Annotated in this window: 29 protein-coding genes; 13 read left to right on the forward strand and 16 right to left on the reverse strand. The window is 69.9% G+C overall.

Annotated elements, in window-relative coordinates:
* Window positions 1-2: 2 nt before the first annotated feature.
* Window positions 3-422 carry an NUDIX hydrolase gene (locus LX88_RS10070; RefSeq protein ID WP_372511232.1) on the reverse strand — a complete coding sequence of 140 codons (420 nt, stop codon included), beginning with the start codon at window positions 420-422 and terminating at the stop codon, window positions 3-5.
* A 134-nt stretch (window positions 423-556) separates the two neighbouring features.
* Between LX88_RS10070 and LX88_RS10075 the strand changes: the two genes are divergently transcribed.
* The 4 genes from LX88_RS10075 (at window position 557) to LX88_RS10090 (ending at window position 2876) form a co-directional block, all read left to right on the forward strand.
* On the forward strand, window positions 557-715 hold the full coding sequence (locus tag LX88_RS10075) for a hypothetical protein (RefSeq protein ID WP_169746024.1): 159 nt from the start codon (window positions 557-559) through the stop codon (window positions 713-715).
* A 79-nt stretch (window positions 716-794) separates the two neighbouring features.
* The gene (locus LX88_RS10080; RefSeq protein WP_090065690.1) at window positions 795-1355 is read left to right on the forward strand and encodes a PH domain-containing protein; all 561 of its coding nucleotides are present in this window, start codon (window positions 795-797) and stop codon (window positions 1353-1355) included.
* 36 nt (window positions 1356-1391) lie between these two features.
* On the forward strand, window positions 1392-2249 hold the full coding sequence (locus tag LX88_RS10085; RefSeq protein WP_372511233.1) for a PHP domain-containing protein: 858 nt from the start codon (window positions 1392-1394) through the stop codon (window positions 2247-2249).
* Window positions 2250-2261: 12 nt separating this feature from the next.
* Window positions 2262-2876, forward strand: coding sequence for a MarC family protein (locus tag LX88_RS10090; protein ID WP_256239079.1), 615 nt, complete (start codon window positions 2262-2264; stop codon window positions 2874-2876).
* Here LX88_RS10090 and LX88_RS10095 read toward each other — a convergent pair.
* Window positions 2873-3175, reverse strand: coding sequence for an ArsC/Spx/MgsR family protein (locus LX88_RS10095; protein WP_258947448.1), 303 nt, complete (start codon window positions 3173-3175; stop codon window positions 2873-2875). The genes LX88_RS10090 and LX88_RS10095 overlap by 4 nt on opposite strands.
* Before the next feature lie 98 nt (window positions 3176-3273).
* Here LX88_RS10095 and LX88_RS10100 point away from each other — a divergent pair, with 98 nt between their 5' ends.
* Both LX88_RS10100 and LX88_RS10105 read left to right on the forward strand, forming a co-directional pair.
* Entirely contained in the window at window positions 3274-4113 is an 840-nt protein-coding gene (locus tag LX88_RS10100) for a RecB family exonuclease (protein ID WP_258947449.1), read from the forward strand.
* Window positions 4114-4244: 131 nt separating this feature from the next.
* Window positions 4245-4547 carry a hypothetical protein gene (locus tag LX88_RS10105; RefSeq protein ID WP_258947450.1) on the forward strand — a complete coding sequence of 101 codons (303 nt, stop codon included), beginning with the start codon at window positions 4245-4247 and terminating at the stop codon, window positions 4545-4547.
* 20 nt (window positions 4548-4567) lie between these two features.
* Here the strand turns inward: LX88_RS10105 and LX88_RS44210 are convergent, their stop codons facing one another.
* The 9 genes from LX88_RS44210 to LX88_RS10150 form a co-directional block, all read right to left on the reverse strand.
* Window positions 4568-5206, reverse strand: a complete 639-nt coding sequence (locus LX88_RS44210) for a response regulator (protein ID WP_258947451.1) — start codon at window positions 5204-5206, stop codon at window positions 4568-4570.
* A gap of 103 nt (window positions 5207-5309) precedes the next feature.
* Complete coding sequence (locus LX88_RS10115; RefSeq protein WP_258947452.1) at window positions 5310-6194, reverse strand: type II secretion system F family protein; 885 nt, start codon at window positions 6192-6194, stop codon at window positions 5310-5312.
* Between the two features lies 1 nt (window position 6195).
* A complete protein-coding gene (locus tag LX88_RS10120; protein WP_258947453.1) occupies window positions 6196-7800 on the reverse strand; it encodes a VWA domain-containing protein in 1605 nt (534 codons plus the stop codon).
* Entirely contained in the window at window positions 7797-9149 is a 1353-nt protein-coding gene (locus tag LX88_RS10125) for a TadA family conjugal transfer-associated ATPase (protein ID WP_258947454.1), read from the reverse strand. Before LX88_RS10125 ends, LX88_RS10120 begins: the two co-directional genes overlap by 4 nt.
* Window positions 9146-10300: a CpaE/TadZ family protein gene (locus LX88_RS10130; RefSeq protein WP_258947455.1), complete on the reverse strand. Its 1155-nt coding sequence runs from the start codon at window positions 10298-10300 to the stop codon at window positions 9146-9148. The genes LX88_RS10125 and LX88_RS10130 overlap by 4 nt, the downstream gene beginning before the upstream one ends.
* Before the next feature lie 8 nt (window positions 10301-10308).
* On the reverse strand, window positions 10309-11058 hold the full coding sequence (gene cpaB, locus LX88_RS10135; RefSeq protein WP_258947456.1) for a Flp pilus assembly protein CpaB: 750 nt from the start codon (window positions 11056-11058) through the stop codon (window positions 10309-10311).
* Window positions 11059-11073: 15 nt separating this feature from the next.
* Window positions 11074-12147: a pilus assembly protein TadG-related protein gene (locus LX88_RS10140; RefSeq protein ID WP_258947457.1), complete on the reverse strand. Its 1074-nt coding sequence runs from the start codon at window positions 12145-12147 to the stop codon at window positions 11074-11076.
* Window positions 12138-12539 carry a TadE/TadG family type IV pilus assembly protein gene (locus LX88_RS10145; RefSeq protein ID WP_258947458.1) on the reverse strand — a complete coding sequence of 134 codons (402 nt, stop codon included), beginning with the start codon at window positions 12537-12539 and terminating at the stop codon, window positions 12138-12140. The genes LX88_RS10140 and LX88_RS10145 overlap by 10 nt, the downstream gene beginning before the upstream one ends.
* 91 nt (window positions 12540-12630) lie before the next feature.
* The gene (locus LX88_RS10150) at window positions 12631-12822 is read right to left on the reverse strand and encodes a Flp family type IVb pilin (protein WP_258947459.1); all 192 of its coding nucleotides are present in this window, start codon (window positions 12820-12822) and stop codon (window positions 12631-12633) included.
* Window positions 12823-13029: 207 nt separating this feature from the next.
* Here LX88_RS10150 and LX88_RS10155 point away from each other — a divergent pair, with 207 nt between their 5' ends.
* The 3 genes from LX88_RS10155 (at window position 13030) to LX88_RS10165 (ending at window position 15470) form a co-directional block, all read left to right on the forward strand.
* Window positions 13030-13638 carry a prepilin peptidase gene (locus tag LX88_RS10155; protein ID WP_258947460.1) on the forward strand — a complete coding sequence of 203 codons (609 nt, stop codon included), beginning with the start codon at window positions 13030-13032 and terminating at the stop codon, window positions 13636-13638.
* A gap of 99 nt (window positions 13639-13737) precedes the next feature.
* Window positions 13738-15045 carry an O-antigen ligase family protein gene (locus tag LX88_RS44215; protein WP_258947461.1) on the forward strand — a complete coding sequence of 436 codons (1308 nt, stop codon included), beginning with the start codon at window positions 13738-13740 and terminating at the stop codon, window positions 15043-15045.
* A complete protein-coding gene (locus LX88_RS10165) occupies window positions 15042-15470 on the forward strand; it encodes a hypothetical protein (protein WP_258947462.1) in 429 nt (142 codons plus the stop codon). Before LX88_RS44215 ends, LX88_RS10165 begins: the two co-directional genes overlap by 4 nt.
* 27 nt (window positions 15471-15497) lie before the next feature.
* Here the strand turns inward: LX88_RS10165 and LX88_RS10170 are convergent, their stop codons facing one another.
* The 3 genes from LX88_RS10170 to LX88_RS10180 are packed head-to-tail and all read right to left on the reverse strand — an operon-like array spanning window position 15498 to window position 19361.
* The gene (locus tag LX88_RS10170; RefSeq protein ID WP_258947463.1) at window positions 15498-16376 is read right to left on the reverse strand and encodes an alpha/beta fold hydrolase; all 879 of its coding nucleotides are present in this window, start codon (window positions 16374-16376) and stop codon (window positions 15498-15500) included.
* Between the two features lie 8 nt (window positions 16377-16384).
* The gene (locus tag LX88_RS10175; protein ID WP_258947464.1) at window positions 16385-17716 is read right to left on the reverse strand and encodes an Rv3212 family protein; all 1332 of its coding nucleotides are present in this window, start codon (window positions 17714-17716) and stop codon (window positions 16385-16387) included.
* Between the two features lie 4 nt (window positions 17717-17720).
* The gene (locus LX88_RS10180) at window positions 17721-19361 is read right to left on the reverse strand and encodes a DEAD/DEAH box helicase (protein WP_504928580.1); all 1641 of its coding nucleotides are present in this window, start codon (window positions 19359-19361) and stop codon (window positions 17721-17723) included.
* A gap of 214 nt (window positions 19362-19575) precedes the next feature.
* Between LX88_RS10180 and LX88_RS10185 the strand changes: the two genes are divergently transcribed.
* Window positions 19576-20217 carry a ferritin-like fold-containing protein gene (locus tag LX88_RS10185; RefSeq protein WP_258947466.1) on the forward strand — a complete coding sequence of 214 codons (642 nt, stop codon included), beginning with the start codon at window positions 19576-19578 and terminating at the stop codon, window positions 20215-20217.
* Between the two features lie 43 nt (window positions 20218-20260).
* Window positions 20261-20485, forward strand: a complete 225-nt coding sequence (locus LX88_RS10190) for a DUF3107 domain-containing protein (RefSeq protein WP_189158308.1) — start codon at window positions 20261-20263, stop codon at window positions 20483-20485.
* A gap of 64 nt (window positions 20486-20549) precedes the next feature.
* Here the strand turns inward: LX88_RS10190 and LX88_RS10195 are convergent, their stop codons facing one another.
* Together LX88_RS10195 and LX88_RS10200 are read right to left on the reverse strand one after the other, a co-directional pair.
* Window positions 20550-20864 (reverse strand): DUF4873 domain-containing protein, encoded by a 315-nt coding sequence (locus tag LX88_RS10195; RefSeq protein WP_258947467.1) that lies wholly within the window; start codon window positions 20862-20864, stop codon window positions 20550-20552.
* Complete coding sequence (locus LX88_RS10200) at window positions 20864-21547, reverse strand: TetR/AcrR family transcriptional regulator (RefSeq protein WP_258947468.1); 684 nt, start codon at window positions 21545-21547, stop codon at window positions 20864-20866. Before LX88_RS10200 ends, LX88_RS10195 begins: the two co-directional genes overlap by 1 nt.
* A 61-nt stretch (window positions 21548-21608) precedes the next feature.
* Here LX88_RS10200 and LX88_RS10205 point away from each other — a divergent pair, with 61 nt between their 5' ends.
* On the forward strand, window positions 21609-22496 hold the full coding sequence (locus LX88_RS10205) for an AurF N-oxygenase family protein (RefSeq protein ID WP_090065712.1): 888 nt from the start codon (window positions 21609-21611) through the stop codon (window positions 22494-22496).
* Window positions 22469-23248 (forward strand): alpha/beta fold hydrolase, encoded by a 780-nt coding sequence (locus LX88_RS10210; RefSeq protein WP_258947469.1) that lies wholly within the window; start codon window positions 22469-22471, stop codon window positions 23246-23248. Before LX88_RS10205 ends, LX88_RS10210 begins: the two co-directional genes overlap by 28 nt.
* The last annotated feature ends 3 nt before the right edge of the window (window positions 23249-23251 follow it).

The raw sequence follows: 23251 nt of genomic DNA on the forward strand, positions 1-23251 counted from the left end.
GATCAGGCCCTGGGCAGGCAGTTCCACTCGGAGAGCGCTTCCACGAGCCCGTCGGTGGTCGGAAGTGTGTCCAAGGTCGCACGGTCGACCCAAGCGACATCCGATGCGTCGTCGCCCGCTCGGAGCACACCCGACGTGACCTGGCATTCGTAGTCGAAGATCAGGAAAACCCCGTTCGTGGCCGGTCGCTCCACGTGGCCGACGAGGCGTCCGACGGTGACGCAGAGTCCCGTCTCCTCGGCTAGTTCCCTAGTCACGGCCGCCTCATCCGTCTCATCGGCCTCCACGCGCCCACCTGGTACCGACCACAGGCCCTCACCAGGTGGATTGGCGCGTCGCACGAGCAGTAGTCGCCCGTTCGGGTCATGAACGACGGCTCCGACGCAACGGATCGTGCGCTTGCTGCTGGGCGTCACGATCACGAAGCGTAGTCACACCGGATCGGCGGTGCTGTCCGCTACCCCGGCTGCGGTACAAATCTCCCAAGGCGCTGAATCGTGCTGTACAACGGTCACGAACGGCGCCAAACGGGTGCGACGCGGACGGGGTGGACACCGTGAACTTGAAGAAAATTCTCACTTTCGCTGGAATCGCCTTGCTGTTGTTCTTCCTGATCGCGGAGCCTCAGCAGGCGGCTCAACTCGTGCAGAACATCCTCAACTCGCTGCGAACCGCGGCCGAGGCGCTGATCACGTTCGTGCGCTCCGTCTTCTAGTCTGGGTACCAGCCACCTGCCGGGTGGCGGGAGCAGGTCAGACAGGGCACTGCCTGGTACCAGGAAAGGCTGGTAGCGCATGTTCGCACCACGTGATCCGGACGACTACCTGCTCCCGAGCGAGCGTCGGGTCATCCGTGTGCGCAGGCACTGGTCCTACCTGATCTGGGACGTGCTGGAGGCGGCGGCGCTGCTCGCCGGCTTCATGATGATCTCGTACCTGCTCCCGGCGGACGCGAGCCTGCTGCAGAACGTGCTCTGGTACGGGGCTCTGCTGGTGTTGCTGCGCGTTGCGTACTTCATCATCGAGTGGTGGGTGGAGCGCATCGTCGTCACCGACAAGCGCTTCATGCTGACCTCGGGCGTCTTCGAGACCAAGGTCGCGATGATGCCCATCACCAAGGTCACCGACCTCACCTACGAGCGCACCGTGGGCGGACGCATGTTCGGCTACGGCACGCTCATCGTGGAGTCGGCGGGACAGATCCAGGCGCTGAACCGCCTGGAGTTCCTGCCGAACCCCGAAGAGGTCTACGACGCCATCTCGGAGCTGACCTTCGGCGACAAGAAGGCACAGGCCGAGCGGTTCTCGATGATCAAGGCCCAGCGCGCGGCGCGCGGGAAGAAGATGGTCCCGTAACACGGATCGTTCGCCACGTCGTCCACACTGGACGACGTGGTCATCGATCTGCACACCCATTCGTCCGAGTCCGACGGCACCGACAGCCCCGCCGACCTGGTGAGGGCCGCGTCCCTCGCGGGACTCGACGCGGTGGCCATCACGGACCACGACACGGCGGCCGGGTGGGCCGAGGCCGAGGCGGCGCTGCCGTCCGGGCTGAGGCTGGTGCGCGGCGCCGAGCTGTCGTGCTCGTCGGCCGACGGCTACGGCCACACCATCACCGTTCATCTGCTGGCGTACCTGTACGACCCGACGCACGCCATGCTGATGAAGGAGCAGTCGCGCCTGCGTGAGGAGCGGCGGCAGCGGCTGCAGAAGATGGCCGAGATGATGCGGGCCGACGGCTTCCCCATCGACCCGGTCGACCTGATGTCCCGCCTGCCGTTCGACGCGCCGGCCGGACGCCCGCACCTCGCCCAGGCGCTGATCCGCGCCGGCGTGGTGACGTCGGTCGACGAGGCGTTCGCGACGTTCCTGACCGGCGGCCAGTACTACGTCGGCCGCACCGACACCCCCGTCGAGCGCGCGATCGAGATGATCACCGAGGCCGGCGGCGTCACCGTGCTGGCCCACCCCTTCGCCCGCTCCCGCGGCCCCGTCGTGGCGCCCTCCGTCGTCCGCTCGCTGGCCGCAGCCGGCCTCTTCGGCGTCGAGGTGGACCACCCGGACCACGACCAGGAGACGCGGCGGTCGTTGCGGTCGCTGGCCGACTCGCTGGGCCTGATCGTCACCGGGTCGAGTGACTACCACGGCACGAACAAGACGGTGCGGCTCGGCGCGGAGACGACGGCGCCGGAGATGCTGGATGCTCTGGCCGAGAGGGCGACGGGCTGCAAGATCCTCGTGGGATAGGGCGGTGTTCTCGTGTTCAACCTGCGGCTCTTCATCGAGGCCTCGATCACGCTGCTGGTGATCATGGACCCGCCCGGGACCGTGCCGGTCTTCCTCGGGCTGGTCGGCCGCAAGTCGCGCGAGGCCCGCAAGTCCGCGGCGCGGCAGGGCGTGCTGGTGTCGTTCCTGGTGATCACGCTGTTCGCGGTGGCCGGCAACTCGATCCTGGCGTACATGCACATCGGCATCCCCGCCCTGCAGGGCGCGGGCGGGCTGCTGCTGTTGCTGATCGCACTCGACCTGCTGACGGGCAAGGGCGCGACCAACCACCCCGAGGTCGAGGACGTCAACATCGCCCTCGTACCGCTGGGCACACCACTGCTGGCCGGACCTGGTGCCATCGCCGCGACCATCGTGTTCGTGCGCCAGGCGAACGGCGACTGGGGCTCCTACCTGGCCCTGGCCGCGGCGATCGTGGCCGTGCACCTCGTGCTGCTGGGGACGCTGCGGTCCGCCGGCCTGCTGATCAAGGTGTTCAAGGAGAGCGGGATCCTGCTGATGGCCAAGATCGCCGGTCTGCTGCTGGCCGCGATCGCCGTGCAGCTCGTCGCGTCGTCCGTGCAGGGCTTCATCTCGTCCGGTGTCTAGCGCTCGATGTGGGCCTTGTCCCCGTCGATGATGATCGGGCGCTCGATCAGGCTCGGGTTGGCGACCATGTGCGCGATCCACTTCGCGCGGTCGTGTTCGAGCAGCTTCGGGTAGGCGGCTTCCTTGGTGCGCGCGATCTCCCACGGCTCCTTGCCGAGCAGCTTCAGGACGTGGTCGAGCTCCTCGGCTGACGGCGCGTCGTCGAGGTAGCGGCGTTCGGTGTAGTCGACGCCCTCGTCGTCGAGGCGTTGCTTGGCGGCGCGGCTCTTGGAGCAGCGCGGGTTGTGCCAGATCTCCATGCCCGGAAATGTAGCGACCGACTTCCCGACGAACTCGCCGCCATCTGCGGAGCAGGGGCCATCGAAAACTGTCAGGGTGCCTGAGTAACTTGGTTGGGGTGGAACAACTCGGCTTCGACTTCGGCACCGCGGCACCCCGCAAGCTCGTGCGCGTCACGCCCGCGAAGCTGTCGACGTGGACGAGCTGTCCGCGCCGCTTCCGGATGACGTACCTGGACCGGCCTTCACCACCCAGGGGCGGCGCGTGGGCGCACAACACCCTCGGCGCCGTCGTGCACAACGCGCTGAAGGCACTGTTCGACCTGCCGCCCGACCGCCGCACCCCGGACCAGGCCGTGGCGCTGCTGAACCGGCAGTGGAAGTCCGAGGGCTTTCGCGACGTCGACCAGGCCACCGAGTACCGCACCCGAGCCCAGGGCTGGGTCCACGACTACGTGACGGCGCTGGACGTCGACTTCGAACCGCTGGGCGTGGAGCGCTGGGTGTCGTCGCCGACCGACCGCATCGTGGCCGAGGGCCGGGTCGACCGCATCGACTCCCGCGACGGTGAGCTCGTCATCGTCGACTACAAGACCGGCCGTCACGTCCTGACGTCCGACGACGCCCGTGGTTCGCAGGCGCTGGCCCTGTACGCGCTCGCGGCCCGGCGGACGTTGCGCAAGCCGTGCCGCAAGGTCGAGCTGCACCACCTGCCGTCCGGGTCGATCGCGGAGTGGGAGCACACGGAGGAGTCGCTGGCGCGGCACGTGCGGCGGGCGGAGGAGGCCGCGGACGAGATCGACCTGGCCACGGAGACCCTGAAGGCCGGTGGGGACCAGGAGGTCCTGTTCCCGGCGGTGACCGGGCGGCAGTGCCAGTGGTGCGACTTCCGGCGCAGTTGTGCGGAGGGGCAGGCGGCGGCGCCTTCGCTGGACCCCTGGGCGTTGCTGGCGCCGTGAAGGTGTCCGAGGTGCGGCTTCCGCCTCCGGGGCCCTCGGCCGCGACTGTCGCGGACGAGACTTACGGGACGCGCCCTGGGCCGTCCGGGGCATGACTGCCTGCGCATCCGTGGACCCGTAGGGTGGCTGGAGTGGACGTCGAAGCAGCGAAGCGACCGTCGCGGACCTACGGATTCCTGCGCGCCGTGAGCGGAGTACTCGCGGTGGGAATGGTGCTGCTCGCTCTGGGGAACATCGGCGTCCAGTTCTACGCGAACTCCCGTGATCTGCCTGGACCTGGGACGTTGTCCGTCGTCGCGCACGTGGTGGCGGCGCTGCTCGTGGTCGCCGGGCAGATCGTGGCCGACCGGTACGCGGACTGGAAGGCGCCGGTCGCGTCGCTGGTGGTGCTCGTGGTGAGCGCCGCGACGCTGTGGACGTTCTGGTGGGCCTGAGCCGGTGGGGACCGGGCGGTTCAGGCGGTCGCGGCGTCGCTGTGGATGAGGCCGATGCGCAGGGCCGTCATCAGGGCCTGGGCGCGGTTGGAGACGCCCAGCTTCTCGTAGAGGCGTGAGACGTAGGTCTTGGCCGTCGACGGCGAGACGAACAGGGTTCGCGCGATCGCCGGGATCGACACGCCCTCGCCCAGGAGGTTGAGCACCTCGCGTTCGCGCGGGCTCAGCAGCAGGTGGGCGGTGTGGCGGCGGGCCATGGCCGTGGCGAGGCCGGTGGCGGTGAACGACAAGGCCGCCACGGACGCGTGGCGGATCGCGCAGAGGATCTCCTCGACGGGTGCGGACTTGCCCACGAACGCCGAGGCGCCGGTCTCCAGTGCGCGGAAGAGCACGTCGTCCTCGCCGTGCGAGGTCAGGACGACTATGCCCAGTAGCGGGTAGCGGTCGCGCAGTTCGCGGGCCAGGCGCAGGCCGTTGCCGTCCGGCAGGCCCACCGCCACGGTGACCACGGCCGGAGAGGCCGCGGCGATGATCGCGGGGGCCTCGGCCGCCGTGCCCGCCTCGTCGACGACCTCCAGGTCGCTGCTCGTGGCGGCGAGCATTCTCAGGCCGAAGCGGGTGAGTGCGTGTCCGTCGACGACGACGACTTTGGTTCCCACGAGCCGCCCCTCTCACTGAAGGTTCAACCCGCATGTCGGTCGCACGTACCAATTGGTTACATCGAAGGGAGTAACGGAGTCTTCCGTCCTCAGAGGACAGGACCTACAGGTTCATCAGCACGCGGGCGATGCTGATGGCGCCGGGACCGATGATGATCACGAACATGGCCGGGAACAGGCATGTGATCAATGGGAACAGGATCTTCACCGGGACTTTCTGGGCCTGCTCCTCGGCACGCTGCCGGCGGCGGAGGCGCATCTCGCGGGCCTGTTCGCGCAGCACGGACGCGATCGGGACACCCAGTTCACCTGCCTGGGCCAAAGCCGAGACGAACGCGCGGAGCTCGGCGACGGTGGTGCGCAGGGTCAGGGCCCGCAGGGATTCGTTGCGGGACTTGCCTATTTGCATCTCCTGCAGGACGCGGACGCATTCCTGGGCGAGCGGGCCGGAGGTGTTGCGGGCCACCTGGGCCATGGCCGCGTCGAAGCCGAGACCCGCTTCCACGCACACGGTGAGCATGTCCAGCGCGTCGGGCAGCGCGCGGCGGATCAGCTCCTGGCGCTTCTGGCCCGCGTTGAGCAGCAGCAGGTCGGGCAGGAAGAAGCCGAACACCGCGCCCAGCACGAGGCCGGCGACGAGCCAGCCCACCGAACGCGCGCCGAGCAGACCGCCCAGCCCGAGACCGAGCAGCAGCCCCAGGCCCTTGGCGGCCAGCACGCGGTCCGGCGTCCACGTGGCGGGGTTGCCCGCGAGGTCGAGGCGGCGTTGCAGCCCCGACGCGACACCGGCCGGGGACAGCCGCAGTGCGATCGACCGCAACCAGCCCGGCGAGACGACCACGTCCTGCTTCGCCGTCACGGCGGCCGAGTAGCTCGTCTCGATCAGCGCGAGGGAACCGGCGGCAGTGACGCGTGGCTTCACCACGAGTGCGAAAGCACCGAGGAACACCGCGAGCAGCAGGCAGCCAACACCGAGGTACAGCGCCATGTCACACCTCCACGCGCACGAGCTTGCGCATCCACAACGAGCCGAGCACGACCAGGACGGCGGCGCACGAGAGCATCACGACGCCGATCAACGTCGTGTAGAGCGGCCGCATGTACTCCGCGCGGAACCAGAACAGGAACCCCGCGAGGAAGATCGGCAGCCCGACCAGGACGTACGCCGACAGGCGGCCTTCCGCGGACAGGGCGCGGACGTGCCGGAACGTCTGCGAACGGTCGCGCATGGTGGAGACGGTGTTCATCAGCACCTCGGCGAGGTTGCCGCCCACCTGGCGCTGGATGCGGATCGCCATCACCACCCACGTGAGGTCGGCGCTGCGCATCCGGGCGGCCACGCGGTCGAGCGCGTCCTCCAGTTCGGCACCGATCCGGGTGGCGGCCAGCGCGCGCGAGAACTCGCCCGCGGTGGGCTGGGTGTCGTCGCGGACGACGGCGTCGATCGACTGCGCCAGCGAGAAACCGGACCGCAGCGAGCTCGCGACCAGCTGCAGCACGTCCGGGAGCTGGTCGGCGAACGCGGCACGGCGCTTCGAGGCCCGCGCCCGCACCACCAGCGCCGCCAGCAGCCAGCCGAGCACCAAGCCCAGCGGCACGCCGATCCACCACGTCGTCAGCAACGTCAGCAGCGCGGCGAGCCCGGCACCGGCGCAGAGCCGCAGCAGGGTCCACTCGGCGGGGCTCGCCTTCATGCCGGCCAGGTCGAGCCGGTCGGCGAGGCGGGCGGCACCGTCGTCGCTCATCACCCGGCGCGTCCAGACCACGGCGGTCTGCGCGGCCTGGCTTTCCTCCTGTGCGACGGGTTCCTGCGCCCCGTAGTGCCCCAGGTGCTGTTCCAGCCTGCGTCCGGCGGCGGACCGGCGCGGCACCAGAAACATGATCACGACGAGGAACACGACGAGGAACGTGCCCACGACCAACACCCAGGCCACCCAGTTCTGCCCGGGAGCCGGAACAGGTGCGACGGCGGGCAGGGGTGCGGGAGCGGCGACGGAAGGTGCGGCGGTGACCGGGGCCGGCACGGTCAGCGCGGCGAACGCGGCCGCCAGGGCAGGCGCGTCGGATGCGGTCAGCAGTCGTCCTCCGGCAGCGGCGGAGATCCGGCGCAGGGCCTCGTCGCTGTACTGGAAGCCGATCACGTCGGCCGGCACACCGGCGGACGCGACCGCGGAGACGGCAGCGTCCACAGTGGAACGGGAGACGGTGTCCTCGCCGTCGGACACGATCACCATCCGCCGTTCTGAGATGCCCCGCAACGCCGACAGCCCGACCGGCACCGCGTCGAACAACGACGTGTCACCTTTGGCCTGCAACGAGTTCAGCGCACCGGAGAAGGCGGCTCGGTCCGCGGTGGGCGCGAGTACCAGCGAAGGCCGCGACGCGAACGCCACCAGCCCTACCTGGACGTCGGCGGGCAACGACGACACGTACGTCGAGATCGCCTGCCGTGCGACGACGATCCGGTCCGGTGCCATCGACCCGCTGGTGTCGAGCAGCACCACGACCCCGCGAGTCGGTGCGGCGGAGGCGAAGGCGCCGAACACGAACGTCAGCAGCACGCCGGCGACGAAACCGGCCACCACGCGGGTCATCGCGGACCACCTCCGAACAGGTGCGGCGGAACGTCGATGCCACGATCGCGCAACCGCTCCACGAAGTGCGGCCGCAACCCGGTCGACTGCAGCGCGCCCCGGTAGAAGCCGCGCTCGTCGACCCCGGCGTGGAAGTCGAACGTGAAGATGTCCTGCAGCGTCACGATCTCACCCTCCATCCCGACGACCTCGGTGATGTGGGTGATCCGCCGCGTGCCGTCCTTGAGCCGCGACTGGTGCACGATCAGGTCGATCGCGGACGCCATCTGCTCGCGGATCGCCCGCGCCGGCAGGTCCACGCCCGCCATCAGCACCATCGTCTCCAGCCGGGACAACGAGTCGCGCGGCGAGTTGGAGTGCACGGTGGTGATCGAGCCGTCGTGGCCGGTGTTCATGGCCTGCAACATGTCCAGGGCCGCGCCGTCGCGGACCTCGCCGACGATGATCCGGTCGGGCCTCATGCGCAACGCGTTGCGCACCAGGTCCCGCACGGCCACCTCGCCACGCGACTCCACGTTCGGCGGCCTGGCCTCCAGGCGCAGCACGTGGTCCTGGCGCAGCTGCAGCTCGGCGGCGTCCTCGATGGTGACGATGCGCTCGTCCGCGGGCACGAACGACGACAGCACGTTCAGCGACGTCGTCTTGCCCGAGCCGGTGCCGCCACCGATCAGGACGTTCAGCCGCCCCTGCACGCACGACTGCAGCAGGTACGCCGTCGCGGACGTCAGCGTGCCGAAGCCCACCAGGTCGTCGACGGTGAACGGGTCGGCGGCGAACTTGCGGATCGTCAGCACCGAGCCGTCCAGCGCGATCGGTGGCACGACGGCGTTGACGCGGCTGCCGTCGGGCAGGCGCGCGTCGACCATCGGGGACGCCTCGTCGACCCGGCGCCCGACCTTGGCGACGATCTTGTCGATGGTGCGGCGCAAATGCGACTCGTCCGCGAACGCCACGGGCACCGGTTCCAGGCGCCCGGCCCGTTCGACGTAGATCTGGTCGAACCCGTTGACCATGATCTCGGAGATGCCGGGGTCGCGGAGGTAGGGCTCCAGCGGCCCGTGGCCGAGGATCTCGTCCAGCACCTCCAGCGCGATGCGGGCGCGGTCGGCGTTGGTCAACGGCGTCTCGTCGCGCTCCAGCACCGCCTGCAACGTCTGGCGCACACGGGTCTCCAGCTCGCGCTGGTCGAGGTGCGCGTCGTAGAGCTTGGGGCCCAGCACTTCCAGCAGACCGGCGTGCACGCTGCGTTTGACCTCGGCGAACGGGTCGGCGGCGCGGCTCTGGCGACGCAACGGCGGCGTCGGTGACGACGATTCCCGTTGCGCGGCGATGCGGTTGGCCAGGCTCATCGGAACCACCTCTTCGAGGGCCTGGCGGCGGCGACGGGCTCGGCGAGCACGTGCTCGCGGGCGAACCGCGAGACGGCCTCGCTGACCGGGTGCCTGGGCAGGTCGAGCACGATCGGGTTGCCCTTGTTGACCGAGATCGGGACGTCGCGGCTGGACGGCACGTGCGCGCGGATGTCGCTGCGCACCACGCGGTCGATGTCGTCCATCGAGAGCCCGACCTTCGCGTCGGACCTGTTGAGCACGACCGACCGGATGTCGTGCGCGTAGGAGAGCAGGTCCAGCATGTCCAGCGTCACGCGCAGGTTCTTCAGCGCCGGCACGTCCGGCGTGGTCAGCAGCACGTGGTGGTGCGAGGCATCCATTGCGGCCAGCACGTGCTCGCTGAACGCGGACGGCGTGTCCACGACGACGAAGTCGAACATCCTGGGCAGCACCTCCAGCAGTTCGCCGACGAGCGCCGCCGGGATCCGTTCCGCGTCGCCGGGCTCGACCGGCGCGAGCAACGCGCTCAGCCCCGGCCGGCACGCCGTGAGCAGCGACGACGCCCCGGCCGCGTCGACGTGGCCGACCATCCCGAGCCCGTGCACGATCGTGCGGACCGGCTCCGCCCGCAGGCAGATGCCGACGTCGCCGAACGAGAGGTCGAGGTCCACCAGGCAGACCGACCTCTCACCACCGGCCGCGAGCGACGCGGCCAGGTTCACCGCCAGCGTCGTCTTGCCGCACCCGCCCTTCGCGGCGAACACCGTGAGCACCTGGCCGTTCCGGCCCTCGTCGGCCCGGGGCAACGGCACCCCGGTGACCTGCGAGGACAGGGCCCGTGACCGCGTGCAGGCATCCACCAGCGCGGCGAGGTCGTCCCGCGCGACGACCTCCCGCACCCCGGCTCGCAGCGCACGGGTCAGCACCGCGACGTCGAGCACGTCGCGCAGCAGCACCACGCCGGCCGACGGGCGTTCGACCCGCAGGCCCGCGGTGAACGCCAGTGCCTCGTCCAGGCCGACGGCCGAACCGATGACGACGAGGCTTTCCAGGGGGTCTGAGGCGAGCAACCGCGAGGCCTCGCCGAGGGTCTCCGCAGCGCGGACGTCACCGCCGAGCGCGGGGGACAGCTGTCCGGCGAGCGCGGCCGGTTCGCACAGGATCGTCATGGCACGCCTCAGTTTCCGAACAGGGAGCGGTTGTCGACGCCGTTGCCGGGCGCGATCTCGGACTTGCCGCCGAGCAGTGCGAAGTAGAGCGTTCCCGTCTGCTGGCCGTGGATGAGCTTCTCCGCGTCGGCCTGCTTCACCGCGACCGTGACGATCGCCTTGCCGACGTCGCCGTCCTCGGCCGCCTTCTTCTCGTCGACGACGGAGAGGACCTCCAGGCCGGTCAGCAGCAGCCGGGTGGACTGGTTCCGCTCGTACTGCTTGGAGAGCCCGTCGCCCGCCGGGGTGTTGCCCTTGCCGTCCATCACGGTGAAGGTGTCGAAGACCGCGACCTTCGAGCCCTTCTGGATGAGCCCGCCCGCGCGCTGCCAGGCCTCGGTCGGCACGGTCACCGCGATCAGGCCGTCCGGGATCGAGATCCCCTTGGCCAGCGACGCCTGCTCGGTGAACAGCGCCTTGGTGAGCAGCTGGCCCTCGGGGATCTCCGACGACGTCACGAGCTTCGCCACCGACGCGTCCACTTCGGACATGGTGTTCTCCGGCACGGTGCTCTTGGGCATCTGCTGCTGCTCGACGAGGTCCTTCAGCGAGTCGGCGCTCGTGCCGGCGGGGATGCGTTCCTTCGCGACGAGGACCGTCACGGCCTGCTGGCCCGCGATCGCGCGGGTGTCGGCACTGCGGACGTAGAGGAACACCCCGGCGCTGCCGCAGACGGCCAGCAACACCGCCAGGACGATGACGAATGCGCGGTTCTTCATGACGACTCCTGGATTTCAGCCGATGAGCTGGACGATGCGGGCACCGAGGTCGGGGCCGCCGATGGTGCCGGTGCTGGGCATGAGGCCCTCGACGAAGTAGCCCGCGACACACTTGTCCGAGCCCTTGCACTCGTTCTTGTTCGTCAGCCAGTCCTTCTGGCTCGCACCGGGCAGCCAGTAGCCGGTGACGACGAACCCCGCGAAGCCCGCCAGCGCGTACGTGCCGCCGGTGCCGGTACCGGTGACGTTGGTGTAGATCGGGAGGAAGACCTTGCGCCGGGAGGAGTACGCGTCGGCGAGCGCGGTCTTGCAGTCGCTGCCGGCCGAGGCGCCGGTGTCCGCGCTGTAGGTGTTGTTCGTGATGTCGACCGAGCAGCCGGTGCCGTCGACCCAGCCGAACATGCCGGGACCGTCAGAGCCCGCCGGGCCGCTCGGGCAGGCCGTGCCGCCGGTGGTGTGGAGCTTCAGCACGCGGTGCACGGACAACGGTGGTGTCGCGGGCGGCTCCGGGCCGAAGTTCGAGCCGCTCGAGGTCGCCTGGTCCCACTCGCACCACGAGATCGTCATCGCCATCAACTTCGCCGCGGTCGCCGGCGGACCCCACCTCGCGCGGGCGCAGGCAGCGACCCGGGAGCCCTGGTAGGAGCCGTTGTCCAGCAACGACCGGGCGAACATGGGCGGGAGCAGGGTGCCACCGCCGGAGGTCTGCGTGGAGGTGTGCACGTCCACGTACTCGACGCCGGCGGCGGGTTTCGCGGGGCAGTCGGTCATCGCGCCGGTCGCCGCGGGGCACGAGGGCAGCACGCCACCCTCGTCGTGCCCGCACACGGCGTCCACAGTGGACGCGCCGTCCTTCGCGTTGTGGTTGGCGAAGTAGTTGGACTTGTTCACCAGGCAGGGCTCGCCGGCGCAGGTCTGGGCGACGGCGATCGCGCCCGCGTCGGCACCGTTCTGCAGCTCGGCCCGCTCCTCGTAGAGGAAGCCGACGTCGATCACGACGGCGCCCATGCCGAGCAGGACGCCGAACCCGAGCAGGATGGCGAAGAGCACTCCGAGCGCTCCCCGGTCGTCGTCCGTCCTCATCCACATGGCATGACCCCCGTGGCGCTCAGGGAGATCGGGGCTCCGAAGCCACCGCCGCCGAACAGTCCGGCGAGTCCGCCGATCGGCGTGATGAAGGTGTAGGTGTGGGTCGCCGTCACTTCGGCGCTGTCCTCTCCGGGGGTCCCGCCTGCCGGGCAGGCGTCGACCGCGACGTCGACCCCGTCGAGACCGGTCGCGGCGAGCACCGCGCGGCCGCCCGGATCGGGCTGGCCCAGCGCGGCGACCCGGACGCCTTCGCGGGCGGCCTGCGTCAGGGTGATCTGGGCGCGCACGGCCCAGCCGAAGTCGACGATGCCCATCACGAGGACGAGCACGATCGGCATCAGGAGGGCGACTTCGACAGCGGTCGCGCCGCGATCGCGAGCAAGGTTCGTCATGACCGCTCCGGAGGAAGGCGCGTGGCCGGCGGAGGGGAGCGCCGGCCACGCGGGAACAGGAGACTTCAGCCATCAGTGAAGTCGCGACCGGTCAGATGAGCTCGCCGGCGATCTGGTTGAACAGCGCCAGGAGGTTGACGCCGACCGCGGTCACACCGGCGATGATCACGATCGCGATCAGGGCGACCATGAGGCCGTACTCGACGGCGGTCGCGCCTCTGTCGTCGTCTTCGCGCTTGGTGCGGGTGAGGAACGTCTGCACGTAGCTGAGGAAGCTGAGCATGGCGGTCTCCTGAGGGATGTGAGGTCCAAGTCGGGACGCCGCAACTCTGCGTGATGGGGGACGACCGCCGGTATCGGGCGATGAGGTGTAACGAAACCGCAGATCGGAGGACGTTGTCGGCCGACAGGGGGACACGCCGTAGACCACTCGGCCAGACCTGCCGCCGTCACGTTCCGTCGCGATCGTACGCGCTCTACCGTCGGCCGCATGATGGTTCTCTGGGCCGCCGGCGGTGCCCTGGGCGGGCTCGCCTCGGCTGTCGCGCTGCGCGGGCTGGTCGGCCGGTTCACGCCCACCGGCATCGCACTGCCGCTGGTGTCGGCGGCGGTTCTCGCCGTGCTCGCGACCAAGTTCGCGGGCTCGGCCGAACTGCTCGCGTTCGCGTACCTGGGGGCCGTCGGCGTCGCGCTGGCGTTCATCGACACGGCCGTGCAACGACTGCCGGACGTGCTCACGCTGCCCGCGTACCCGTTGGTGCTGGCCCTGCTCACCCTGGCCGCGCTGACCGGCGGCACGTTCGGCGCGCTCGGCCGGGCGGTGCTGGGCGGGCTCGCGCTCGCGTTCGCCTACCGCGTGCTGGAGTTCCTCAACCCGGCCGGGATGGGTTTCGGCGACGTGAAGCTGTCCGGGGTCGTCGGGATGGCGCTCGGGTGGCTCGGCTGGCCGGTGCTGCTGGTCGGCGCGGCTCTCGCGTTCGTCCTGTCGGCCCTCGTGTCGCTGGTCCTGTTGCTACTGCGGAGGATCACGCTCAAGAGCGCGCTGCCCTTCGGGCCGTTCATGCTGCTCGGCGCGTTCACCGCGGTGCTGCTGTCCTGACGGGAACTCGTCCTTCCGCCGCAGCCTTCCTGCACCTACAGTGTGCTCTCGATCCGCTTGGGGAGGCGGTTCGATCATCCTTGGGGGAAGTCGATGGACGTGGGGGACGTCGTTGGTGCGCGCCGAGATTCGGTCGCGTTGCCGGTGCCGGTGTTGCTGGTGGTCGCGGGGTTCGCCGCGGCCGTCGTCGCGCAGGGCGGGTACTACCTGCCCGGTCGTGTGTTGTCGGGGCTGCTCGTCGTGCTGGCCGTCGTGCTGGTCCGTCCGCGGCCGAACATCCTTGTGGCACTGGGGGGAACGTTCGCGGCGTGGGCCCTGCTGCGGGGACTGCTCGAAGGTGACGTGCTGTCGGGACTCCCGCCGGCCGCCGCGGCCGTGGTGCTCGCCGGTGCCGCACTCGTTGCGGCACAGGCAGATCGCGACCAGCGCGAGCTGCTCGCCACCGTCATCGTCGGCGTCGGTGCGCTGATCGGCTTCACCGGGTGGCTTGCCGTGGTGTTCCGGCTGCCGTCGTGGTCGACGGTGGCGGAGGGGCTGCTGCGGGCCGGGTCGACCCTGACCTACCCGAACGCGGCCGCGGCGGTGATGGCGGCGACCGCTGTGTTGTCACTCGTCCTGCGGCCGAGTCCGCTCACGGCGGTGGCGAGTTTCCTGCTGTGCGCGGGGATCGGCGCGACGATGAGCCGGGCCGGTGTGATCGCACTGCTGGCGGGCCTGGTGGTGCTCTGTGCTTCCCGGGGTGTCAAGGAGACGCTGACCGCCGCCCTGCCACCGTTGCTCGGGGCCGGGGTGGCGGTGGGTGCCCTGCTCCCGTCGATGCGGGTGGCCGGCGAACCGCAGCCCGTGCTCGCGGTCGCAGGCCTGATCGCCGGAGCGCTGGTGACCCTCGGCCTGCCCAGGCTGGGCCGGTTCGTGGTGCCGGTCGCGGTGCTGTCGCTGGCAGGCGCCGCGGTGGCCGGGTACGGCCTCGCCGACGGCCTGGCCACGCGGTTCTCGTTCAGCTCACCGGACCGCGCCGGCGCGACCGGGGCCGCGCTGGACCTCGTCGCCCGGACGCCGTTGCTCGGAGCCGGACCGGGGAATGGATCTTTTTTCTTCGACAGGGGCGACGAAGGCTCCCGTGTCATGCGTTATGTGCACAACGAGTACCTCCAGGTGCTCGTCGAACTGGGGGCCGTCGGGCTGGTGCTGGCCCTGGGGGTGGTGGCGGCCACGCTGTCCGTCCTGTGGCGCGGGCGCGGAACCCCGTTGTGGGCGGGAGCGATGGCGGCAGTCGTCGTCGTGCTGGTGCACAGCGGTTTCGACTTCCTGTGGCACCTGCCCGCTGTGCTGATCGTCGCCGGCCTCTGCGCCGGTCTGGGGTTTCCATCCACAGAGGATGGAATGAATGAGGGGACAACAGCATGAAGAAGTTCACCGCGGGGAAGACGGCGGCTGTCGTGGCTGTCGCGGGCGGTGCGATCCTCGCGTCCATCGCGCCGGTCATGGCCGACGTGAGCGCGCAGTCGCCTTCGCAGGCGCTCGTCAGAGTCGAGTCGCCGGCCAAGCGGAAGGCGTCGGGCGCGGCAGTCGAGGCCGACGTGACGTTCTCGTGCCCGGCCGGCGGGCAGCAGGGGTACATCAACCTCAGCATCACCCAGAGGGTGCCGCTCGGAGTGGCTTCCGGCAGCACGTCGAAGAGCATCACCTGCACCGGCGCGTTCCAGACCGTCAGGCTCAGCGTGACCGCGCAGAACCGCGCGTTCCTCCGGGGAACGGCGTACGCCAAGGCCGAGCTCAGCGCGTGGCCGCACTCCGCGACCCACGAGGGTGAGATCAAGATCAGCTGGTGATGCCGTGAACGGTCTGGCTGAGTGGCTTCAGGAGCTCAGCCAGGCCCGCCACGTCGGCAGCAGTGTGGCGATGAGGTCCAGCGGCGCTTCGGTGTTCGGCGAGTGCATCACGCCGGGCAGCACCGCGAAGTCCGCGTCCAGCCGTTCCGCCATGTCGCGCTGGGCTGCGGGCGTCCACGCGTCGTCCGCGTCGCCGCACACCACCAGGCAAGGCGTGCCGGACGAACGCAGCGCGCGGGCCAGCTTCGCGACCTGGTCCGGTTCGTAGCGCAGTCCGTTGCCCATGCCGAGCAACGCCGCGGGCTGCGACTTGAGGAATCTGGTGCGGTAGAAGTCCTTCAGCTCCCGCGGGAGCACCGCGTACGCCGGGTTCTGCGCCGCCCGCAGCTCGTTGAGCCGCTGGGTGCCCTCGACGCCCTGCTCGGCCAGCACGTGCTCGCCGACCTCCAGCACCGTGCGGCGATCTCCCGCGGGCAGTTCGGACGGGCCCGACGACATCAGCGTGAGCCCCGCGACCGGGGCCCCCGCGAACACCGCCGCCCGGCACACCAGACCACCGTAGGAATGGCCGAGCAGCAACACCTTGCGGCCGTCCGCCGCGATCTTGCCGATCAGCTCGGCGAGCACCGACCCCAGCGGACCGGGGCGGTACAGCGCCTCGTCGTCCGGGCCCTGCGAGTCCTGCTGGCCGGGCAGGTCGATCGCGACGACCTCGAAACCCGCGTCCGCGATCGGATCGATCATCGGCGCGAAGTCCTCTTTGGAGCCTGTATAGCCCGGCACGAGCAGCACGGTCGTGCGCATCGCGTCGTCGCCCAGCGCGGGCGCGCGCAGCGCCGCGATCGTGCCGTAGCGGCCCGGGAGGTCGACGCGTTGCGCCCGGTGAGGGCTGATCTGCGAGTGCACGAGCTGAACTATCTCAGCGCGACCAGGGTTTCGCCACGCTGCTCGAGGACGACCGGACCGGCTGTGGCGAGTTGCACAGGGCCGGTGTGGCCCTCGCGGTTCAGCCGGATGGTGCCCACGACCGCACCGGTGGCCTGCTCGTACACCCGCAGGCCCTCCTTCACCGGGATGACCGCGCGGCCCGCGAGCGTCGTACCGGCGCCCAGCGTGCCCTCGGCGGTCCACAGTGGAGTGAGCGTCTCCAGCGAGAGCGCCACCGTCCGGGACCCGGTGAACCAGAAGGCGTTCGTCTTCGTCGTGAAGACGCGCGCGACGTGGCTGGGCGGCTCGGCGAAGTCGGCTTCGGGAACGTCGAGCGGTGCCTCGCCGACCTGGTTGCCGGTCTCCGCGTCGAAGATCAGCAACCGGCTCGGACCCGGTGCCGCCACCGCGACGAGCTTCTCGGTGACAGCCACGACCTGCACGTTCTTCGCGCCGGTGACGGGGCTGCCGAACACCTTGGGCTCGTCGGACTTGTCCGGGTTCGGCTTGAGGATCGTCACCCGGTCCGACGCGTCGTCGGGGCAGCGTTCGACCATCGCGAACCTGCCGGTGGTGACGGCGACCGAGCCGTAGGTGCAGCCGGCCCGCGGCTGCTTGTTCGGGTTCACGATCGCGCGCAGGCCGCCGTACTCGAGCGAGCGCACCAGGTCGTCGCGCCGGTAGACCTCGACGAACTTCGAGCCGGTGGTGATCAGGTGCGAACCCTCGTTGAGCAGTGCCGTGCCCGGTTCCGCGTCGCCGTTGCGCTGTGCCCGCCGCTCGCCGGTCACGCCGTCGAGCGAGGTGAGCTCGGAGCAGTTCGTGCCCTTGGAGTACAGGGCCATCGCCCGGCCCCAGCCCGTGCTCACCACGCACAGCGGCAGGTCGCGCTCGTACGTCCACCGCACGTCGCCCGTCAGCGGGTCGCGCCCGTGGACCGCGCCGCCGTCGCCGGTCACGACCGTCGACGGCTTCTCCTCGCCCGTGTCCTTCGACGCGGTCTGCACGACCACGGGGGACAGCGAGGCGCCGCTCTTCGCCCGCCACACCTCGGCGAGGGACGGAGGCAGCGTGGTCACTTCGGGCAGCGGCTCCCACGACGACGGACCCGTGACCGACGTCGTGGCGCGAGCATCGCTGAAAGCCCAGGTCAGCACGGACGCCGTCACCGACACCACCGCGATCAGGGCGATCGCGATGAAGTCGGCGCGGGTGCGCCAGGACCGGGCGGGAGGACGTTCTGCGACGGGTGCGGCCTCGTGTGCGGGCTCGTCGAGCACGTCCTCGACGTCGGTGACGTCGGAACCGGGGGACGACATGTGATCAGTCTGCCGAAGGAGCGGCCTGTTCGGCAGAGCTTCGGCGACGCCGGCGCCTGCGCGGCTTGTCCGAGGCGGACTTCTCGGTGGCTTCGGGAGCCCCCTGCGTCTGCTCGCCCTCCTGCGACACGCCGGCGCGGCTGCGCGTGCGCGAGCGGGACCGCTTCGGCCTCGTCTCCTCGCTCGACTCCGTGACCTGCTCGGCACCGGCGGGGGAGGAACCCGTACGACGGCTGCTGCCACCGCTGCTGGTGGTGCTGCTGCGGCGCTTGCGCTTGCCCGTGTCGAGCTTCTCCTCCTCTTCGGCGTCGAGGCCCGCACGGGTGCGGTGGCTCAGCGGCAACCGGCCCGTCGAACCGGACGGGATGCCCAGGTCGGCGTACAGGTGGTCCGACGTGGAGTACGTCTCGACCGGCAACGGCTGGCCGAGGCCCAGGATGTCGTTGAGGGACTTCCAGCGGTGCGTCTCGTCCCAGTCGACGAACGTGACGGCGACACCCGTGCGTCCGGCACGGCCCGTGCGGCCGATGCGGTGCACGTACGTCTTCTCGTCCTCGGGGCACTGGTAGTTGATGACGTGCGTCACGTCGTCGATGTCGATGCCGCGCGCGGCGACGTCGGTGGCGACCAGCACGTCGACCTTGCCGGCGCGGAACGCCCGCAGCGCCTTCTCCCGCGCGCCCTGACCCAGGTCGCCGTGGACGGCGGCCGCGGCGAACCCGCGCTCGGTCAGGTCGTCGGCGACCTTCTGCGCGGTCCGCTTGGTGCGCGCGAAGACCATCGTGAGACCCCGGTCACGGGCCTGCAGTGCGCGGGCCAGCATCTCCGGCTTGTCCATCGAGTGCGCCCGGTAGACGAACTGCGACGTGTTCTCGTGCGTCTGGCCTGCGTCGTTCTCCTCCGCACGGATGTGCGTCGGCTGGTTCAGGAACGTGCGCGCCAGCGTGATGATCGGGCCCGGCATCGTCGCCGAGAACAGCATCGTCTGCCGCTCGTCGGGAACCATGTTCAGGATGCGCTCGATGTCGGGCAGGAAGCCCAGGTCGAGCATCTCGTCGGCCTCGTCCAGCACCAGCATGCGGACCTTGCCGAGCACCAGGTGGCGCTGTTCGGCCAGGTCGAGCAGGCGGCCGGGCGTGCCGACGATGACGTCGGCGCCCTTGCGGAGCTGCGCGATCTGCCGCTCGTAGGGGATGCCGCCGTAGATCGCGGCGACCTTCACACCGAGGTGCCTCGACGCGTCGGTGAGGTCGTGCGAGACCTGGAGGCACAGCTCACGGGTGGGCACGACCACCAGGGCCTGCGGGGTGCCGTCGCCGGGCAGGTCGACGCGGTGCAGCACCGGCACGCCGAACCCGAGGGTCTTGCCCATGCCGGTGCGCGCCTGGCCGATGAGGTCGTCACCGGCGAGAGCGATCGGGAGCGTCAGCTCCTGGATGGCGAACGTGCGCTCGATGCCGGCTTCGCCGAGCGCCTTGACGATCTCGTGACGAACGCCGAGCTCGGCGAACGTGGGGGACTCGGCCTGCACCGGAGCGTCTGCCAGCAACGGGTGCGACGTGTCTTCTACGGGAACTCCGGTCTCGCTGTGCTCCAGGAGAACCGGGTCCAGATGTGCTTCTACTTCAGCGGTCAGGGTGATCAGCCTCTCTCGTACCAAGCGCGTACGAGCCCTGGCCGGGCCTCTCGACCGCGCTCGATGAGCAGCTGCGGGAAAGGTGTACGCGCACCATTCTGGCGCCTGCCCAAGAAGAAATTGGGCCACTGCGTGGTCGTCACACTCGTCACGCCGGGCGTCCGCCCCCATTCTACCTGGCAAGACACATTTGACCACCTAGCGCGCACTAGAGTTCGGTCTCATGGGTGTTGCGGAGGGTGTTGTCGATCTTCTGGGAGCGCTTGCATATGGCGAGCTCTCGGCTTTCGACCGGATGACGGAGGACTCGCGCACGGCGCCGACGCTGGAGGGGCGCGCGGCTCTCGCGCAGATGGCCGCGGCCGAGATCGGCCACTTCACGCTGCTGCAGAAGCACCTCGCCGCCGAGGGCATCACCGTCGAGGACGCGATGGGGCCGTTCGTGAAGGGTTTCGACGCGTTCCACGAGTCGACGAGCCCCAAGTCGTGGCTCGAGTCGCTCGTGAAGGCGTACGTCGGCGACGGGCTCGCGGCCGACTTCTACCGCGAGATCGCGGAGTGGCTGGACGCGCCGACCAAGGAACTGGTGCTCCACGTGCTCGCCGACACGGGTCACTCGGCGTTCGCTGAACGCGAAGTCCTGGCCGCCGTCGAGTCCGATCCGCGGGTGCGCGACCGGCTGGCGCTGTGGGGCCGGCGGCTGCTCGGAGAAGCGTTGACGCAGGCCCAGTACGTGGTGGCGGAGCGGGACGGCCTTTCGGAGCTGATCATCCGGGGCTCGGGGGACCTCGCCGGGATCGGTCAGCTGTTCCGCCGCCTCCAGCAGTCGCACGCGCGGCGCATGACGCAGCTGGGTCTGGGCTAGGTAGGCTCGGGATCAGATTTTTCTCTTGAGCACGGAGGTCAGCGTGGAGGTCAGGATCGGCGTCGCGGACAGCGGACGCGAACTCGTCGTGACCAGTGAGCTCAACCCGTCCGAGGTCGAGACTCTGGTTGCGGACGCGGTGTCCGGCAAGTCCAGCGTGCTGTCGCTGGTGGACGTCAAGGGTGCGCGGTTCGTCGTGCCCGCTGGCCGCGTCGCGTACGTGGAGATCGGCCCGCAGGACTCGCGCAAGGTCGGGTTCGGCGCCTGAGTCGTCAGCACTGAGAAGGGCCCCGGTCACCGCGACCGGGGCCCTTCTCGCTGCGGTGGACGGTCTAGTGCTCGACCGGTTCTTCGACCTTGTACGGCGGGGTGGAGACGCCACCGACCCGGTAACGGCCCCACGGGTCCTGGTCGGTGAGCGTGCCCTCCGCCTCGCCGGTGGGGGTGCGCAGCAGCGCGGTGCGCGCGCCGCCCTCGACCCGGCTCGTGACGTCGTCGTGCTTCTTGATCCGCCCGTACCAGTGGTAGCGGCCGTCGATCGGCTGGAAGTAGCCCCGCAGGTCGACCTCGACCGCGACCTCGTCGGAACCGAAGACGAGGGTGGCGGCGCCGCTGTAACCCTCTTCGTCGTGCTCGTGCTCGCTCATCAATCCACCAATCGGAGAGGGGTCAGTGGCTTCGCCGGGTCTGCCTGCACGCCCGCCGAGCGCAGCAGGCCGTCGATCGCGTGCCAGATCAGCGTGGTGAGGTACTCGCTGAGGTTCGTGCGGGACATGGTCTGGCGGTCGAGCCACCAGTCGCCCGCGTTCTGCACCATGCCGACGAGCGCGTGCGCCCACGGTTCGGCGCCGCCGGAGTCCATCTCGAAGGAACGCAGGTAGTCGCCGAGGATCCTGGCGAGGGTCGACGCGATGAGGTTCTTGTCCTCGGCGACGACGTCCTTCTCGACCGGGCGGTCCACGAAGGACCCCTTCACGACGAACCGGTAGAGGTTCGGGTTCTCCTCGATCACCGACAGGTAGGCGTCGACGATCCCGAGGATGCGGCCGCGGATCGGGCCGTCGGCGATCAGGGCGGGACCCATGCGGTCCATCAGCAGTTCGGTGGCCTTCTGGCCCACTGCCAGGTACAGGTCGGACTTGTCGGTGAAGTGCCGGTACAGCACGGGCTTGCTGACGCCGGCCTCCGCGGCCACGTCGTCCATGCCGACGTCCGGGCCCTTCTTGGCCACGGCGGCGATCGTGGCCTCCACGAACTCCGCCCTGCGCTGCTCGCGGTGACCCTTCCACCGCTCACGTCGCGCGTCCGGCCCCTTGACAGTACGTGCCATGTGACGCACGCTACCAGAAGTAACCGTTACCTCAAGTAACACTTACCGGGGAGGGCAACCGATGAGGGTCGCCGATCGGGAGAAGACAGCGGAACGACTCCTCAAGTCGTCCGCCGAGAAGTTCTACGACCCCGAGGTGGACATCGACTGGTCCGCACCTCTGGTCGACGGTCTCTTCTACATCCCTGAACAGCGCATTTCGCTCTACGGCACGCCTCTCTACGACTCGCTCTCGCAGGAGCAGCGCATCGAGCTGTCGAAGCACGAGCTGGCGTCGATCGCGTCCGTCGGCCTGTGGTTCGAGCTGCTGCTCATGCAGATGCTCGTGAAGATGGTCTACAACACCGACCCGACCACGCGGCATGCCCAGTACGCGCTGACCGAGGTCGCCGACGAGTGCCGTCACTCGACGATGTTCGCGCGCCTGGTCGAACGGATCGGCTGCCCGGCCTACGGGCCCACGCGCCACACGCACCGCATGGGCAAGCTCCTGCCGGTGATCGGCTACGGGCCCGCGATGTACGGCTCGATTTTGGTCGCGGAGGAGATCCTCGACCGGCTGCAGCGCGAGGCGATGACCGACGACACCATCCAGCCGCTCGTGCGGATGGTGAACCGGATCCACGTGCTCGAAGAGGCCCGGCACGTGCGGTTCGCGCGTGAGGAGCTGCTGCGCGGGATGTCGGAGCTGAAGGGCTACGAGCTGCCGTACCAGAAGTGGCTGGTCGGGTACGTGTCGATGATGATCACGCGCGCGATCATCAACCCCGCCGCGTACGCCGCCGTCGGGCTGGACGTCCGCGAGGCTCACCGGGCCGCGCTGGGCAACGAGCGGTTCCAGGAGATGATCCGCTGGGCCGGCGAGCGGATCATGACGTTCCTGGACGAGGCCGGACTCGTGGGAAGGCCGGGGATGCGCTCATGGCGTCGCTCGTTCTTGATCGGCTGAACGTCGTCACGTCGGGGACTTCGCCCTCCGACGTGACCGCGGTGCTGCTGCACGGGTGGACCATGGACCTGACCACCTGGGACCGCGTCGCCGCCGCGCTGCCTGGCCGGGTGGTGCGCTACGACGTGCGTGGTCACGGTGGTTCTTCGGGTGCGGGAACGATCTCGGAGCTGGCCGACGACCTGGCCGCGGTGCTGGAGGAGTGCGTACCGACCGGGCGGATCGTGCTGGCCGGCCACTCGCTGGGCGGCATGACGATCATGGCCCTGGCCGAGCAGCGGCCCGAGCTGTTCGAGCGGGTGTCGGGGGTGGCGTTGATCGCCACGTCGTGCGGCAACCTGCCCCAGCAGCTCTGGGTGGAGCGGCTCGCCGGGCGGTGGCTGGCCGGACGGCCGAAGGTCGGGTTCGGCCGCGTGATCGCCCCTGGGCTGCGGATGACGTTCGGGCGGCGTCCCAGGTGGGCCGACGTGCGCGCGGCCGCGGCGATGGCGGGCAACACGACCGGTGAGGCGTTCGTCGGGATCCGCGAGGAGCTGACGCTGCACCAGCGTCGGGAAGCGCTGGCGGTCCTGTCGGACATCCCCACGGTCGTGATGGCCGGGTCGTGGGACGTGCTCACGCCGATGCGGCACTCACGGGTGCTCGCCGAGGCGCTGCCGAGCGCGCAGTTCGTGATCTATCCGAAGACCGGGCACATGTTGCCGCTGGAACGGTCCGAGGACGTGGCGAGACGAATAGCCGCACTGATGTGAGAT

This window comes from Lentzea californiensis (assembly GCF_024648825.1).
In the GTDB taxonomy this organism is placed as follows: domain Bacteria; phylum Actinomycetota; class Actinomycetes; order Mycobacteriales; family Pseudonocardiaceae; genus Lentzea; species Lentzea californiensis.

What these genes read in the sequence shown, in the direction of transcription:
- LX88_RS10080 (WP_090065690.1), top strand. Translation starts at nt 795, where the DNA reads ATGTTCGCACCACGTGATCCGGACGACTACCTGCTCCCGAGCGAGCGT.
- LX88_RS10095 (WP_258947448.1), bottom strand. Translation starts at nt 3,175, where the DNA reads ATGGAGATCTGGCACAACCCGCGCTGCTCCAAGAGCCGCGCCGCCAAG.
- LX88_RS10115 (WP_258947452.1), bottom strand. Translation starts at nt 6,194, where the DNA reads ATGGCGCTGTACCTCGGTGTTGGCTGCCTGCTGCTCGCGGTGTTCCTC.
- LX88_RS10120 (WP_258947453.1), bottom strand. Translation starts at nt 7,800, where the DNA reads ATGACCCGCGTGGTGGCCGGTTTCGTCGCCGGCGTGCTGCTGACGTTC.
- LX88_RS10125 (WP_258947454.1), bottom strand. Translation starts at nt 9,149, where the DNA reads ATGAGCCTGGCCAACCGCATCGCCGCGCAACGGGAATCGTCGTCACCG.
- LX88_RS10130 (WP_258947455.1), bottom strand. Translation starts at nt 10,300, where the DNA reads ATGACGATCCTGTGCGAACCGGCCGCGCTCGCCGGACAGCTGTCCCCC.
- cpaB (WP_258947456.1), bottom strand. Translation starts at nt 11,058, where the DNA reads ATGAAGAACCGCGCATTCGTCATCGTCCTGGCGGTGTTGCTGGCCGTC.
- LX88_RS10140 (WP_258947457.1), bottom strand. Translation starts at nt 12,147, where the DNA reads ATGTGGATGAGGACGGACGACGACCGGGGAGCGCTCGGAGTGCTCTTC.
- LX88_RS10145 (WP_258947458.1), bottom strand. Translation starts at nt 12,539, where the DNA reads ATGACGAACCTTGCTCGCGATCGCGGCGCGACCGCTGTCGAAGTCGCC.
- LX88_RS10150 (WP_258947459.1), bottom strand. Translation starts at nt 12,822, where the DNA reads ATGCTCAGCTTCCTCAGCTACGTGCAGACGTTCCTCACCCGCACCAAG.
- LX88_RS10155 (WP_258947460.1), top strand. Translation starts at nt 13,030, where the DNA reads ATGATGGTTCTCTGGGCCGCCGGCGGTGCCCTGGGCGGGCTCGCCTCG.
- LX88_RS10165 (WP_258947462.1), top strand. Translation starts at nt 15,042, where the DNA reads ATGAAGAAGTTCACCGCGGGGAAGACGGCGGCTGTCGTGGCTGTCGCG.
- LX88_RS10175 (WP_258947464.1), bottom strand. Translation starts at nt 17,716, where the DNA reads ATGTCGTCCCCCGGTTCCGACGTCACCGACGTCGAGGACGTGCTCGAC.
- LX88_RS10185 (WP_258947466.1), top strand. Translation starts at nt 19,576, where the DNA reads ATGGGTGTTGCGGAGGGTGTTGTCGATCTTCTGGGAGCGCTTGCATAT.
- LX88_RS10195 (WP_258947467.1), bottom strand. Translation starts at nt 20,864, where the DNA reads ATGAGCGAGCACGAGCACGACGAAGAGGGTTACAGCGGCGCCGCCACC.
- LX88_RS10200 (WP_258947468.1), bottom strand. Translation starts at nt 21,547, where the DNA reads ATGGCACGTACTGTCAAGGGGCCGGACGCGCGACGTGAGCGGTGGAAG.
- LX88_RS10205 (WP_090065712.1), top strand. Translation starts at nt 21,609, where the DNA reads ATGAGGGTCGCCGATCGGGAGAAGACAGCGGAACGACTCCTCAAGTCG.
- LX88_RS10210 (WP_258947469.1), top strand. Translation starts at nt 22,469, where the DNA reads ATGGCGTCGCTCGTTCTTGATCGGCTGAACGTCGTCACGTCGGGGACT.